The organism is Bacillus sp. NMTD17 (assembly GCF_002998735.1).
GTDB lineage: Bacteria > Bacillota > Bacilli > Bacillales > Bacillaceae > Bacillus.
This window is the reverse complement of record NZ_PVRH01000002.1, coordinates 777,893-791,461: the sequence shown is the minus strand read 5'-3', so window position 1 is coordinate 791,461 and position 13,569 is coordinate 777,893. Positions and strand designations below refer to the sequence as shown.

General features: G+C 40.7%; 12 protein-coding genes. 8 read left to right on the top strand and 4 right to left on the bottom strand.

From position 1 onward, the window contains the following. Nucleotides 1-34: 34 nt before the first annotated feature. The 4 genes from C6347_RS09165 (at nt 35) to C6347_RS09145 (ending at nt 4,860) form a co-directional block, all read left to right on the top strand. On the top strand, nt 35-1,780 hold the full coding sequence (locus tag C6347_RS09165; protein WP_106071599.1) for a phospho-sugar mutase: 1,746 nt from the start codon (nt 35-37) through the stop codon (nt 1,778-1,780). A gap of 151 nt (nt 1,781-1,931) precedes the next feature. Then, nucleotides 1,932-3,077, top strand: a complete 1,146-nt coding sequence (locus C6347_RS09160; protein WP_106071598.1) for a GAF domain-containing sensor histidine kinase — start codon at nt 1,932-1,934, stop codon at nt 3,075-3,077. Then, nucleotides 3,074-3,724, top strand: a complete 651-nt coding sequence (locus C6347_RS09155) for a response regulator (RefSeq protein WP_106031618.1) — start codon at nt 3,074-3,076, stop codon at nt 3,722-3,724. Before C6347_RS09160 ends, C6347_RS09155 begins: the two co-directional genes overlap by 4 nt. A gap of 251 nt (nt 3,725-3,975) precedes the next feature. Next, nucleotides 3,976-4,860, top strand: coding sequence for a GNAT family N-acetyltransferase (locus C6347_RS09145; RefSeq protein ID WP_060595855.1), 885 nt, complete (start codon nt 3,976-3,978; stop codon nt 4,858-4,860). Between the two features lie 35 nt (nt 4,861-4,895). On the opposite strand, the gene C6347_RS09140 is transcribed toward C6347_RS09145, so the two are convergent. Next, the gene (locus C6347_RS09140) at nt 4,896-5,144 is read right to left on the bottom strand and encodes a YhdB family protein (protein ID WP_024426598.1); all 249 of its coding nucleotides are present in this window, start codon (nt 5,142-5,144) and stop codon (nt 4,896-4,898) included. A 128-nt stretch (nt 5,145-5,272) separates the two neighbouring features. Between C6347_RS09140 and C6347_RS09135 the strand changes: the two genes are divergently transcribed. Continuing rightward, on the top strand, nt 5,273-5,656 hold the full coding sequence (locus C6347_RS09135) for a YqzG/YhdC family protein (RefSeq protein ID WP_060595857.1): 384 nt from the start codon (nt 5,273-5,275) through the stop codon (nt 5,654-5,656). A gap of 238 nt (nt 5,657-5,894) precedes the next feature. Here the strand turns inward: C6347_RS09135 and C6347_RS09130 are convergent, their stop codons facing one another. After that, nucleotides 5,895-7,370 carry a catalase gene (locus C6347_RS09130; protein WP_066031106.1) on the bottom strand — a complete coding sequence of 492 codons (1,476 nt, stop codon included), beginning with the start codon at nt 7,368-7,370 and terminating at the stop codon, nt 5,895-5,897. Nucleotides 7,371-7,529: 159 nt separating this feature from the next. After that, nucleotides 7,530-7,961 (bottom strand): Rrf2 family transcriptional regulator, encoded by a 432-nt coding sequence (locus C6347_RS09125; RefSeq protein ID WP_034663719.1) that lies wholly within the window; start codon nt 7,959-7,961, stop codon nt 7,530-7,532. A gap of 184 nt (nt 7,962-8,145) precedes the next feature. Between C6347_RS09125 and C6347_RS09120 the strand changes: the two genes are divergently transcribed. Both C6347_RS09120 and C6347_RS09115 read left to right on the top strand, forming a co-directional pair. Continuing rightward, complete coding sequence (locus tag C6347_RS09120; RefSeq protein ID WP_060595859.1) at nt 8,146-9,345, top strand: globin domain-containing protein; 1,200 nt, start codon at nt 8,146-8,148, stop codon at nt 9,343-9,345. Between the two features lie 67 nt (nt 9,346-9,412). Continuing rightward, nucleotides 9,413-10,837: a SpoVR family protein gene (locus tag C6347_RS09115; protein WP_374955730.1), complete on the top strand. Its 1,425-nt coding sequence runs from the start codon at nt 9,413-9,415 to the stop codon at nt 10,835-10,837. 49 nt (nt 10,838-10,886) lie between these two features. Here C6347_RS09115 and C6347_RS09110 read toward each other — a convergent pair whose 3' ends face one another. Further along, on the bottom strand, nt 10,887-12,251 hold the full coding sequence (locus tag C6347_RS09110) for an alkaline phosphatase (RefSeq protein ID WP_106036602.1): 1,365 nt from the start codon (nt 12,249-12,251) through the stop codon (nt 10,887-10,889). A 353-nt stretch (nt 12,252-12,604) separates the two neighbouring features. Here C6347_RS09110 and C6347_RS09105 point away from each other — a divergent pair, with 353 nt between their 5' ends. After that, a complete protein-coding gene (locus C6347_RS09105) occupies nt 12,605-13,438 on the top strand; it encodes a C40 family peptidase (RefSeq protein WP_106071597.1) in 834 nt (277 codons plus the stop codon). The last annotated feature ends 131 nt before the right edge of the window (nt 13,439-13,569 follow it).

The window sequence follows — 13,569 nt, the reverse complement described above, 5'->3', positions numbered from 1 at the left end:
TATTTTATTGATGATAAGAGCTGGGAGGACGACCATGAGTTGGAAGACGAATTATGAGCGATGGATCAATGAGAAGCACCTGGATACTGAGCTAAGGGAATGGCTGGAGGCACATCAAGATGATCAATTAGCACTTGAAGACTGTTTCTACAAAAACCTTGAGTTCGGCACTGGAGGAATGCGCGGAGAGATTGGTGCCGGCACGAACCGAATGAATGTGTACACGGTTCGTAAAGCATCTGCAGGCCTTGCTGCGTATATTGCGAAACATGGAGAGGATGCAAAAAGAAGAGGCGTCGCCATTGCATATGATTCACGCCATAAATCGCCTGAATTTGCGATGGAAGCAGCCAAAACTCTTGCTTCACAGGGCATTCAAACATACGTATTTGACGAACTGCGTCCAACACCAGAGCTCTCCTTTGCTGTTCGAGAGCTGAATGCATTTGCTGGGATTGTCGTAACAGCAAGTCATAATCCACCAGAATATAATGGCTATAAAGTATATGGAGAAGACGGCGGACAGCTGCCTCTACTTCAAGCAGATCAAGTCATTCAAGAAGTAGATGCAATAGAAAATGAACTGTCGATTTCAGTTGATTCAGAAGAAACGTTAAAACAACAAGGGCTGATCAAGATGATCGGAGAAGAAATCGATCATGCGTATATTGAAAAATTAAAAACCATCAGTGTCCACCCTGAGCTGGCAGGTGAGGTCGATGTCAAAGTCGTTTTTACCCCGCTTCATGGTACGGCCAACCAGCCTGTCCGAAAAGGGCTTCAGGCTTTAGGCTATCAGCATGTGACCGTTGTGCCTGAACAGGAAAAACCAGATCCGCAATTTTCAACAGTGACATCGCCAAATCCAGAGGAGCATGCAGCATTTGAGTATGCCATCAAGCTTGGCGAAAAGCAGAATGCTGATATCCTCATTGCAACAGACCCAGATGCGGATAGGTTAGGCATTGCGGTCAGAGATCATGATGGAGAGTTTACCGTCTTAACAGGCAACCAAACAGGAGCCCTGCTGCTCCATTATTTATTGTCTGAAAAACAAAAGCTTGGTCAGCTGCCGCCTCGTCCCGTTGTGATGAAAACGATTGTCACAAGTGAGCTTGGGCGTGCTGTTGCTTCAGCATTTGGTGCCCATACGATTGACACGCTTACTGGTTTTAAATTTATTGGAGAAAAAATCAAGCAATTCGAAGAGAGCGGAGAATACACGTTTCAATTCGGGTACGAAGAAAGCTATGGCTATTTGATCGGTGACTTTGCCCGAGATAAAGATGCGGTGCAAGCGGCGCTGTTAGCTGTCGAAGTCGCTGCTTTCTATAAAAAACAAGGCAAGTCCTTGTACGACGCGCTTGTCGATATGTTCAAGGAGTTTGGATTTTACCGGGAAGGGTTAAAGTCGTTAACCTTAAAAGGAAAAGAAGGAGCAGAGCAAATTTCAGCGATCCTTCATACCTTTAGAACAAATCCACCAGCTGCTATCGCGGGTCAGCGCATCACTGTCATCGAGGATTACCAATCAAGTCAAAGACACCTCGTTGCCGAAAAGAAAGAAGAAACCATTCACCTGCCAGCTTCAAACGTGCTGAAATATTTCCTTGAGGATGGCTCGTGGTTCTGCTTAAGACCTTCCGGCACTGAGCCTAAAGTGAAATTTTATATTGCAGTCAAAGGTACATCTTTAACAGATAGCGAAGAAAAGCTGAAGCATCTGTCAGAAGAAGTGATGAAAGTCGTTTATGAGATTGTGGAAGAAACAGCTAAATAAACAAACAAGGCCATCGTGTGAATGCATGATGGCTTTTTCTCAGTCAAAAGGATGAGAAAAAATCATCCTTTTAGCGAAAGAACCGGCAGAATGCTCATGATATAATGAGCGTAATGAAAAGAGAAGGCAGCAAATGCCGGGGGTAAACAGTATGGGAGAATATCAAGAGAAGGTTGAAACATTAAAAACGTTAAAAGAAATTGCTGAAAAGCTAAATGAAGGCACGGAAATGAAAGATACGCTTCATGAAGTGCTCCATATGCTGATGGATGTCACAGGCTTTCATTCAGCATGGATTTATTTTATAGAAAAAGACGGTTCGTACGAATTGATGGCAGAGGTCTCCTTACCCGAAGCGCTGGCAAAGCATCAAAAACAGCTCATGTGCCAAAACGATTGCTATTGCATCAATCGATATACAAAAGGTTCACTTCAATCTGCCACAAACATTATGAATTGTAAACGCATCGAAACGGCGATGAAAAAGCAGCTTGGGGATACTGAAGGAATTACGCATCATGCGACGGTTCCCCTCAAAGCATGTAAGCGTACGTTCGGATTATTGAATGTGGCGGCAAAAGGAAAAGTCACATTTACGCAAGAAGAATTGAACTTGCTTGAAAGCATTGCGCTTCAAATTGGTACCGCCATTCAACGGATGAAGCTTGTGCAAAACGAACATCAACATGCTCTTTTGGAAGAAAGAAACCGGCTTGCACAGGACTTACATGATTCCGTCAACCAGATGCTATTTTCAGTCAGTCTGACTGCTAAAGCTGCCCGTCAAATGACTAATGATCAGAATCTAGGGGAAATGATTGATTTTATTCAGCATTTGTCACAAGATGCACTGGTTGAAATGCGGTCACTCATTTGGCAGCTAAGGCCAAGAGGACTTGAAAAAGGATTCACTACAGGAATTCAAGAGTATGCAAAGCTTTTAGGATTACGCTGTACATTATCGTTATCAGGCTGTATGGAGATGGATCATTCGCAGCATGAAACGTTGTTTCGGGTATGCCAAGAAGCGCTGAATAATTGTCAAAAACATGCGGGAGTAGAGGAAGTCAAGGTCCAGCTTGAACAATCAAAAGACACGTTTGAGATGAAAATTATCGACCGCGGAAAAGGGTTTCAGTATGACGAGCAAATGAGCCTCCCTTCACTTGGTCTGAAAGGCATGTCTGACCGTATCAAAAGAGCTGGTGGAACATTTTGTATAGAGTCTGAGCTCGGTGAAGGAACCACCATTCAAGTGAAGGTGCCATTTTCTCAAGAAAGGAAGGGGTCGTCATGAGAGTCGTGATTGCAGATGATCATCATATTGTGAGAAAAGGGCTTGTGTTTTTCTTGCAGACACAGCCTGACGTCGAAATCGTTGGTGAGGCTTCTAATGGAGAAGAAGCATTAGAAGTTGTCAGACAAACGCGGCCTGACATCGTTCTAATGGATCTATCGATGCCTGTGATGAATGGTATTGAAGCCACGAAACAAATGATGCTGGAAATGCCCGATACCCGCATTGTGATTCTGACAAGCTATGCGGATAAAGATTATGTTATTCCCGCTATTCAAGCAGGGGCAAAAGCCTATCAGCTCAAGGATGTAGCGCCAGAAAAGCTCCTTACGACAATGATTGACGTACAAAAGGGCACCTATCAATTAGATGCTCATATCACCAACTTTCTTGTGCAGCATTTGACTGAGCCAAAAGAGCAAAAATGGAAGTTAATGAAAGAGCTGACCAATAGAGAGCGAGATGTCTTATTCGAAATTGCAAAGGGGAAAAGCAATAAAGAAATTGCCTCATCACTGTTTATTTCTGAAAAGACTGTCAAAACACACGTATCTCATGTATTATCAAAACTAGAGCTGGCAGATCGTACACAAGCGGCTCTGTATGCAGTGGATTATCAAAAAAATCAGCCGAAAGAGCTGCTATGACAGAAGGGAATTTAGTCGTTATGCTAAAACTTTTAAGCGCACATTCAATTCAATGAATTGAATAAAAAAGAGCACAGATGTTGGTTTATTTGACGTGCCCTTTTGCGTAAAAAGAGAAGCATGTCCAGTCTAATTTCTAATAATGAAACGATAAAAGGCTTGATGAGTATATGCTCATCAAGTCTTTTTTTATTTTGAGGGAGGTGATGAACCGGCTGACTAAAGGTGAATTTAAAAAAGGAGGGAACAAAGTGGAGACATATGAATTAGTGAATGGTTATCGCCATGATGACAAATTGAAAGAAAGCTTTAATGCGTTAGCGATCAATACATTTGATTTGGATTTTAGTGACTGGTATAAAAGAGGGTACTGGGATGAAAAATATATTCCTTATTCCTTTGTCCATCACGGGAAAGTGATCTCAAACGCTTCCGTCTACCTCATGTCCCTGATCATTGATGGCCAAACGTATCGAGCTGTTCAAATTGGCACGGTGATGACGGATCAAGCCTACCGCCATAAAGGATTAGCGACAAAGTTAATGCAGCATATTATGGATACGTACGAAAATGACTATGATATGATTTTTCTTTTTGCCAATGAAACTGTACTGGATTTTTATCCAAGATTCGGCTTTACCCGTTACCACGAAAGCGAATTTAGTCTAAATATCGGCAAAAGCGCCATTCAAATGAAAAAGGACATGCGCAAAAAGCAGCTGACGTTGGAACATGACCTGCCATTACTTGAACAGTTCGCAGAAAAACGTCAAACGGGATCAATGAAATTAGATGCTGAAGACCATGGCAGCTTATTGATGTTTTATTTTACATTCGTTTGGCCGGATGCCATTTTCTATATTGAAGCGTTGGATACCATTGTCCTGATGAATGAAGAAAATGAAACCATACATGTCTTTGATATCATTTCTCTCCAGCCGCAAAATATAGAAGAAGTTGTTGCACATATTGTGAATGAAACGACGGAAAAAGTGATATTCTATTTCACACCTGATACGTCAATTGACGGCTTACATGTGGTTATGGCGCCAAATGACGAGGATGCGCTGTTTATTTATACAAAAAAAGAATGGGTAAAAGACCACTTTATGCTTCCAATCACTGCGCACTGCTAAGTGTATGTAAAAAGGCTGATAATCAGCCTTTTTCTTTATGTGTACATCGGTTGTGAATAAACTTCAGAAGCAGCAGCCTCTGAAGCATGGTCAATGTACTGCAGGAGCCCATATAAACATTTTTCAACATCAGCATCGTTCCGGTTAAATTGATACGCGTGTAAGAAATGCTCAATACGTTTCGAGAGCAAGTCATCTTGCGTACGTACCATAAGAATAAGTAAATTATCCCATTGCGAGCGATGCGTATAATAAAGTGCTTTATCATAATCCGCCACATTCATCAAACCTTCTCCTTTCCCTTGAGAAGTCCTCATTAGTTTGCTCGGAACATATCGACATTTTCAGGGGAAAAGTTGGTGTCCGCATTAATCATGTACCGGGAATTTTAGGCTGAATAAATGCTTCATGTATGAAAAAGGATCGACCAGCAAAACATAAACAAAATATACATGAAAGTGAGATCAATGATATTATGCAGCCGAAATGGTGGATGCCTTTTGCAGCAGGAATGGTTTTGTATGGCATTTTCATGATCCATCCTGCAGCAAATGCAGCGATGCAGCCTGTTGAAAATTGGGAAAGACTTGCGTACACAGCGTTGCAAGAGGAATATGAAGGCGCCGCTTTAAACGATTATCAATATATTGGGCGCACACAAGTAAATGAAGATCAGACAAAAGATGTGTTTCGCGTCACCGTGAAGGAAGGCTCAACGCTTTTTGCCGCACATGCAGAAATCTATTTTCACCCGGTGACCGGTCATTTGATTAGTATTAACGTATTCCGGCTATAAAAAAAGCACCTCTAATAAAGAGGTGCTCCAGCGTGTAGACAAACCCTCGCATTCGGTGTCAGTCCTTGCGTGCCGGTGCTCACGAATGTCAAATTCGCTCCGCACCAGTACTCGTCCTTCCTAGACTGCAAAGGTTTTCTATCACGCTGAAAAGAAGACAAAGGGCCAAAATAAAGCTCATTTTAGCCCTTTGTCAATCTGAAGCACCTCTAATAAAGAGGTGCTCATTACGGATCAATTATTTCATGCTTCCTTGAAGGTATGAGCGAATATCCACACCAAGTGAATCGGCTAATCGTTGTCCGTAGTCTTCGTCTGCACGATAGAAGTTGCAGATCGCAAGTAATTTTGTTTTGTCATTTACATCTTTCAGGTCAGCTGTTAGGTTTTTGATCAATGCTTGCTTCTCTTCTTCAGAGTAGCTTCGATATTTTTCCCCAGCTTGTTTGAAATCGTTCGGTTTTTCAATTTTTTGTCTCACCATACGGTCACCGTGAAGAACTTGCTCACTTTCTTTGTAGTGAGGATTTTCTTTTGGCTGATCATCGTAACGGTTTGGTTCATAGTTAATATGACCGCTTGGACGAGTCGTTGTCATAAAGCCATCCTGCTGATTATTGTGTACTGGTGCATAAGGACAGTTCACCGGAATGCGCATGTAGTTTGCACCAAGACGATGACGCTGCGTATCAGGATATGAGAACAGACGGCCTTGAAGCAGTTTATCTTCTGATGCTTCGATTCCTGGAACAAGTGCACTTGGCGTGAAAGCAGATTGCTCTGTTTCAGCAAAGAAGTTCTCAGGATTGCGGTTGAGTGTCATGCGTCCTACTTTTTGAAGCGGATAATCTTCCTCGCTCCATGTCTTTGTTGGATCACATGGATCATAGTCAAGGTCATCATAATCGCTAAGCGGCATCAGCTGGACATATAAGTCCCATGCTGGGTAATGGCCATTTTCAATGCGGTCATATAAGTCTCTTGTCGCATGCTGGAAATCATTCGCTTGGATTTCTGCTGCTTCTTCCATAGATAAATTGCGAATACCTTCTGAAGGTCTCCAGTGATATTTCACATATTTTGTTTCTCCATATTTGTTGACCCATCTAAATGTATGCACACCAGAACCGCGCATTTCAGCGTAACTCGCAGGGATTCCTTCATCAGAGAAGAGCCATGTGAGCATATGAGTTGATTCAGGTGTTAAGGTCATAAAATCCCAATAACGGTCAGGATCTTGGATATTGGTTACAGGATCTGGCTTGAGAGAGTGAACCATATCAGGGAATTTCAATGCATCACGTATAAAGAAGATCGGCAAGTTGTTACCAACTAGATCATAGTTACCTTCTTCTGTGTAAAATTTGACAGCAAAGCCGCGCGGGTCACGCAATGTTTCAGGTGAACCTTTAGGATGAATAACTGTTGAGAAGCGAACAAAAACGTCTGTCTGTTTTCCTTCTTCACTTAAGAAGTCAGCTTTTGTATGTTTCTCCATGCTATTTTCAACTTCAAACACACCATAAGCGCCGGCGCCTCTTGCATGAACGACACGCTCTGGAATACGTTCACGATCGAAGTGTGCAAGTTTTTCAATCAAATGGTAATCATCAAGAAATGTAGGTCCGCGGTGACCAGCTGTTCTTGAGTTTTGGTTATCGCCAACAGGCACGCCTTGATTCGTTGTCAAATTTTTATGATTTGAATTTGTCATTCTTTTCTCCTCCTGTAAACAAAAAAATGATTTCTAGTAATCTATATACCCTAATTATATTAAATCAAACCTGATAGTCAATATTTATTTATAATAATTTTAAATTAATTATTATTACAAGAAGGTAAAGAAAAAGACGAAAGAAAAGAATTCTTTCGCCTAAAGGAGGAGCTCTCTAAGAGCATCTTTGTTTTGAGTTAAATCTTTTAATGTGTATTGATCAAGAACGCGTAAGTAAGCAGTAAGTGCTTCATGAAGTACATGCTTTAATGAACAAATCGGAGAGATGATACAGCTGTTTTTCTTTGAATCAAAGCATTCAACCATGACTAAATCATCCTCAGTATAACGGACAACTTCTCCAATATTAATGCTTTCTGGGCTTTTCCCAAGCCTAATCCCGCCATTTCTTCCACGGATCGTTTCCACATACCCGCGTTTTCCAAGATGATAAATCACCTTAGTCAGATGATTTTTAGAAATGCCATAAACATCGGCGATCTGCTGAATATTTGACAGTTCATTGTTTTCTCTTGATGCTAAATAAATGAGTACTCTTAATGAGAAATCTGTATAATTCGTTAGTTTCATTTTGACGACCTCTAAACCTGATAGAGTTTTGTATCATCGTAACACATTTTAGACAAAAACTGTTCGAGAAAGTGTTAAATGTGACAACATTTAAAACATGTATTATAAATATTGCTTTTATAAGCTGTCATCCATTACGATAAAGATGTATTTAAAATACACCTTTTTGAAAGAAGGAATGACGATGTTATCTAAAGATCAAATGAATGCCATTAAACAATCAGCCCCTCTATTAAAAGCTGAGGGAACCAAACTTGTGACTGTTTTTTATCAAAATATGATTCGGCAGCACCCAGAACTACTCAATCAATTTAATAAAACAAACCTCATGAACGGAAGTCAGCCAGAGGCGCTTGCTGCGACACTATATCAAGCAGCACTGCACATCGATCGATTAGAAGAATTACTTCCTGCGGTCAAACAGATTGCCCATAAGCATGTCAGTGTGATGGTCAAAAAAGAGCAATATCCAATCGTCGGATATCACCTCATTGAAGCGATGAAAGAAGTGTTTGGTTTAACGGAAAAAGATGACACGCTTTTAGCTTGGAAGGCCGCATATGACATTATTGCAAATATTTTTATCACGATTGAAGCAGAAATGATGGAGGAGAATGTAAAGCAAACTGGCGGATGGGCAGATGTGAAGCCGTTTGTGATTAAGAAAAAGGTACAGGAATCTCCATCGCTGATCTCCTTTTACTTAGTACCAGAAGATGAATCAGAGCTGCCAATGTATGAAGCAGGCCAATATGTTACGGTACAGGCAGATATGCCGGGTGAAGCTTATATGTGCAGCAGACAATATAGCTTATCAGATCAGCATCATCCTTCTTATTACCGCATTACAGTAAAGCGTGATGGTCATGTGTCTACATTTTTGCATGATGAAATGGAAGAAGGGGACGTTCTTCAAGTGAGTATGCCGCAGGGAATGTTCTGTTTGCAAGAAGACACTAAAGAGCCTGTTTATTTTATTAGTGCTGGTTCTGGTGTCACACCAATGATCGGTTTAATGAAAACAGCAGCGCAAAACAGCCAGCCGTTTACAATGATTCATGCAGATCGATTAGAGGATGTAACTGCTTTTGAAAATGAATTTGAAAGCGTTCTAGCTGCAGCTTCTCATGGTCGCATCATCTTATGTAATGAACAATTTGTACAGCCTGGTAAGGGTGAGCTTGTTGAGAAGGCAGTTTCCCGCATTGACCGTCCATTCCTTCAATCAGTGATTGGAGAAGGAAAAGGCCAATTTTATCTATGCGGTTCCCCGGTGTTTACACAGGAGATGATTCATATACTAAAAGAGCTGGGAATTCCAGAACAGAATATTCATTTCGAGCAATTCGGCGGGCAATCCACGAAAGAAATGGAAGTCGTCTAAACGAATGGCGGAACATCATGTTTTTTTAGGTGCGATCATATAGTAGGGATAAGTCCGATGAGGAGGGATGGTTTCCTTGAGCGTATCTGAAAAACGTCTTTTACAAAGAGCCATTGATGAAATTACAGAAATTGCAGATGGATTTGGTCTAGATTTTTATCCGATGAGGTATGAAATCTGTCCCGCGGAAATTATTTATACGTTCGGTGCATACGGAATGCCAACACGATTCAGCCACTGGAGCTTTGGGAAGCAATTTCATAAAATGAAGCTTCATTATGATTTAGGGTTAAGCAAAATTTATGAGCTGGTCATCAATTCAAATCCTTGCTACGCCTTTCTGCTTGATAACAACACGCTTGTTCAAAATAAATTAATTGTGGCTCATGTACTGGCACACTGTGATTTCTTCAAAAATAATTGCCGTTTCCAAAACACAAAACGAGACATGGTAGAAAGCATGTCAGCAGCGGCAGAGCGGATCAAAGAATATGAGCATCTTCATGGAACAAAAGAAGTGGAATCCTTTTTAGACGCCGTATTGGCTCTACAGGAGCATATTGATCCGTCTCTTGTTCGTTCAAAACTAAGCTGGAATATGGACGATGAAGAAGAATGTGAAGATGATAAACCAAAACGTCAGACGCCGTATGATGATTTGTGGGGAATGGATGAGCCGAAGACGCATGAGAAAAAGAAAATCGTCAAGCAATTTCCACCAAAGCCGGAAAAAGATATTTTGCTCTTTATTGAGGCGCACTCCCGGGAGCTAGAGCCGTGGCAGCGGGACGTCCTCACCATGCTGAGGGAGGAAATGCTCTATTTTTGGCCGCAGCTGGAAACAAAGATTATGAATGAAGGCTGGGCATCGTATTGGCATCAGCGGATTATGCGTGAGCTTGATTTAGATTCAAGTGAATCGATTGAGTTTGCCAAATTAAATGCAGGCGTGGTGCAGCCATCTAAAACAGGCATCAATCCTTACTATTTAGGTCTGAAGATTTTTGAAGATATCGAAGAGCGCTATGACAACCCATGTGAAGAATTAAAAAAAGCAGGGGTGACAGAAGGATCGGGCCGCAGCAAAATGTTTGAAGTCAGGGAAATTGAATCAGATATTTCCTTTATTCGAAATTACTTAACAAAAGACCTTGTGATGAGAGAAGATTTGTACTTGTTTCAAAAACAAGGGAGAGACTATAAAGTCATCGATAAAGAATGGAAGGCTGTTCGTGATCAGCTAGTCAGCATGAGGGTCAATGGCGGCTTTCCTTATTTGACCGTGATGGATGGCGACTATTTAAAAAACAATGAACTCTATATTAAACATTGGTATGAAGGCATTGAACTAGATCTGAAATACTTAGAAAAAGTACTCCCTTATTTGCATCAGCTATGGGGAAGAAGTGTGCATATCGAATCAGTTCTTGAAGGAAAAGAAGTCATGTTTTCGTATGATGGAAAAGGGGTTCATAGGAAATATCTCGCTTAAAAAAGACCAAAAAAAGATGTCTCTTAGCAGACATCTTTTTTTGCCCGTTTTATTGGTTTTTCAGCAGTTTGAAAATGTGTTTTGCTTGATCGGTGTTTTCCATCAGACCTTTTAGCTTTTGGCTTGTTGGGCCATATGCAAAGAATGGAACTTCATCACCCGTATGACCTGATGTTGTCCAGCCTGTATGTGATCTCATGTTGATCACTTCTTCAATCGCATCATCAATTTTAACAGCATCCTTTGTTTCAGAAGCCTTTTGAATGGAGGCTATTTCTTCTTTTGTAAATTCAAGATCGATATATTGTTTCAGCGCTGATTCAACAGGCATGCCGCTGACAATTTTGTTTGCAATAAAGTCAGGCGTCTTTTTCGCTGCTTTTACCGGTTTGTAATCCCAGCTGCCCGAGCCGTCTGCTCCGAAGGAAAGTCCGCCAGTTGAATGATCGGCAGTGGTGATGACTAACGTATTTTTATCCTTTTTTGCAAAACGAATGGCTTCTTCAAATGCTTTTTCAAAATCCTTCATTTCACTCATTGCACTGACAATATCATGATCATGTCCAGCCCAGTCAATTTGGCTGCCTTCAACCATAAGGAAAAATCCTTTTTTGTTTTTAGACAGCTGTTTAATGGCTGAGGACGTCATGTCTTGCAGGGAAGGGGTCTTTTTATCACGATCAATCGCTTTATCAAGACCACCGTCAGCAAAAATGCCTAGCACCTTTTGATTTTTGTTTTTTTGTAAGGCATCTTTATTGGTGACATAATCATATCCGGCTTGCTTGAATTCTTTCGTCAAATCACGATCCTTCCGGACAAAATCGACAAGACCTCCGCCAAGCATGACATCGACTGTATGCTGTTTTCCGATTTTTTCATCGAAGAAATCATCAGCGATGGCTGCTGTGTTTTTTCTCGATACATCGTGAGCCGCATACGCAGCAGGAGTGGCATTTGTTAATTCAGAGGTCACGACAAGACCTGTAGATTTTCCCTTCCGTTTTGCTTCTTCTAGAACTGTTTTTAATTTTTTGCCGTTTTTATTTACACCGATCGCATTGTTGTAAGTCTTTTTACCAGTTGCCATAGCTGTACCAGCTGCGGCAGAATCGGTGATATTGCTTTTAGAGTCGTTAGGGTATGTTTTGTGCATGCCAGTGAGGTAAGGGTCAAACGCTGTTTGTTTTGAAAGGTCTCCGTTGTGTTTAAATGAACGGTAAGTTGAAAGATAAGGTGTTCCCATGCCATCCCCGATCAGCACGATCACATTTTGCACGTCATTTTTTGGCTTCTTTTTAGCCTCTGCTTTGTCAGCCTGTCCAAATTCAATCCCTGAAAAAATGCCAATCGATAGCACAGATGCTGCCGCTACTGCAGCGATTTTCGTTTTCGAGCTTTTCAACACACTCATTCATTTTGCCTCCTCATTGTTTATGTATCGCTCTTACGTTTACAATGGTAGAGCAGAATTGTGGATTCCCATTTACAGGATCGTAAAGTTCACTTTAAAATTGTAAAGGTCCACTTTACATAGAATGGACCAAAAAGAGAAATGAATGTATCATTTATCCATGACAAGATGCGTTTATTTTGTCATGATTGTGTAATGAAAATGAAATATAAAGAACCCTAAAAAAAAATAAATTTTGCCGAATTAATAAGCATAATGTCGTAGGAAGTCAAGACTATTTCTTCTGGTATTTGATCCTTATAATAGTAAGTAGATAAAATTCGGATCACGATAGATACATACAGGAGGAACAAATGAAAAAACAATTGATCACAGCTGCAAGTGCAGTTCTACTTGGGACGACATTATTTGCCGGAGCTGCCTCAGCACAATCAGTAAAAGTTCAAAAAGGTGACTCTCTTTCTGTTCTAGCGAAAAAATACAAAACAAGTGTGAGCAAGATTAAATCAGACAATAAGCTGAAATCTAACACGATTTATGTTGGACAAACTTTAAAAGTAAATGGTACTTCCTCAAAAAAAACTACGAAAACATCAAAAACAACAACAAAAGTAAAAGCGGCGTCAGCGACAGCTATTCATAAAGTTGTTAAAGGTGATACATTATCTAAAATCGGCAAAAAGTACGGCATGACTGTAAAAGAGCTGAAATCGTTAAATAAACTCAAAACAAACCTGATCAAAATTGGGCAAAAGCTAAAGGTCAAAAAGACATCTAAAAAAGTGAAGACAACACCTGTTAAAGAAAAAACAGTTTCTGCTTCTTCTTTAAACACGTCTAAGCTTGTAGCAGATGCTAAAGCGCACAATGGCACACCATATAGATGGGGTGGAACGACACCAAAGGGCTTTGATTGCAGCGGGTTTATGTGGTATATCATTAATAAACAAAAAAAGATTTCAAGACAAACAACTGAAGGTTTCTGGGGATCAATGAAAAGCGTATCAACACCAAAGGTTGGCGATTTCGTGTTCTTTACAACATATAAATCGGGTCCATCTCACATGGGTGTCTACATTGGGAACAACAAGTTTATTCATGCTGCTTCTGATGGTGTGACGATCAGTAATATGAATTCAAGCTACTGGAAGCCGATTTACCTTGGAGCGAAAACATTTGTGAACTAATTTATTCTAAGAGACTGCTTATGAAGCAGTCTCTTTTTATTTGCGCTGTAGACTTACCGTTGGGTATATTTAAGAAAATACCAAAAAGCCAGTGCTGCTTGGCGTTAGTCAAGTAACACTGGCTATTCATC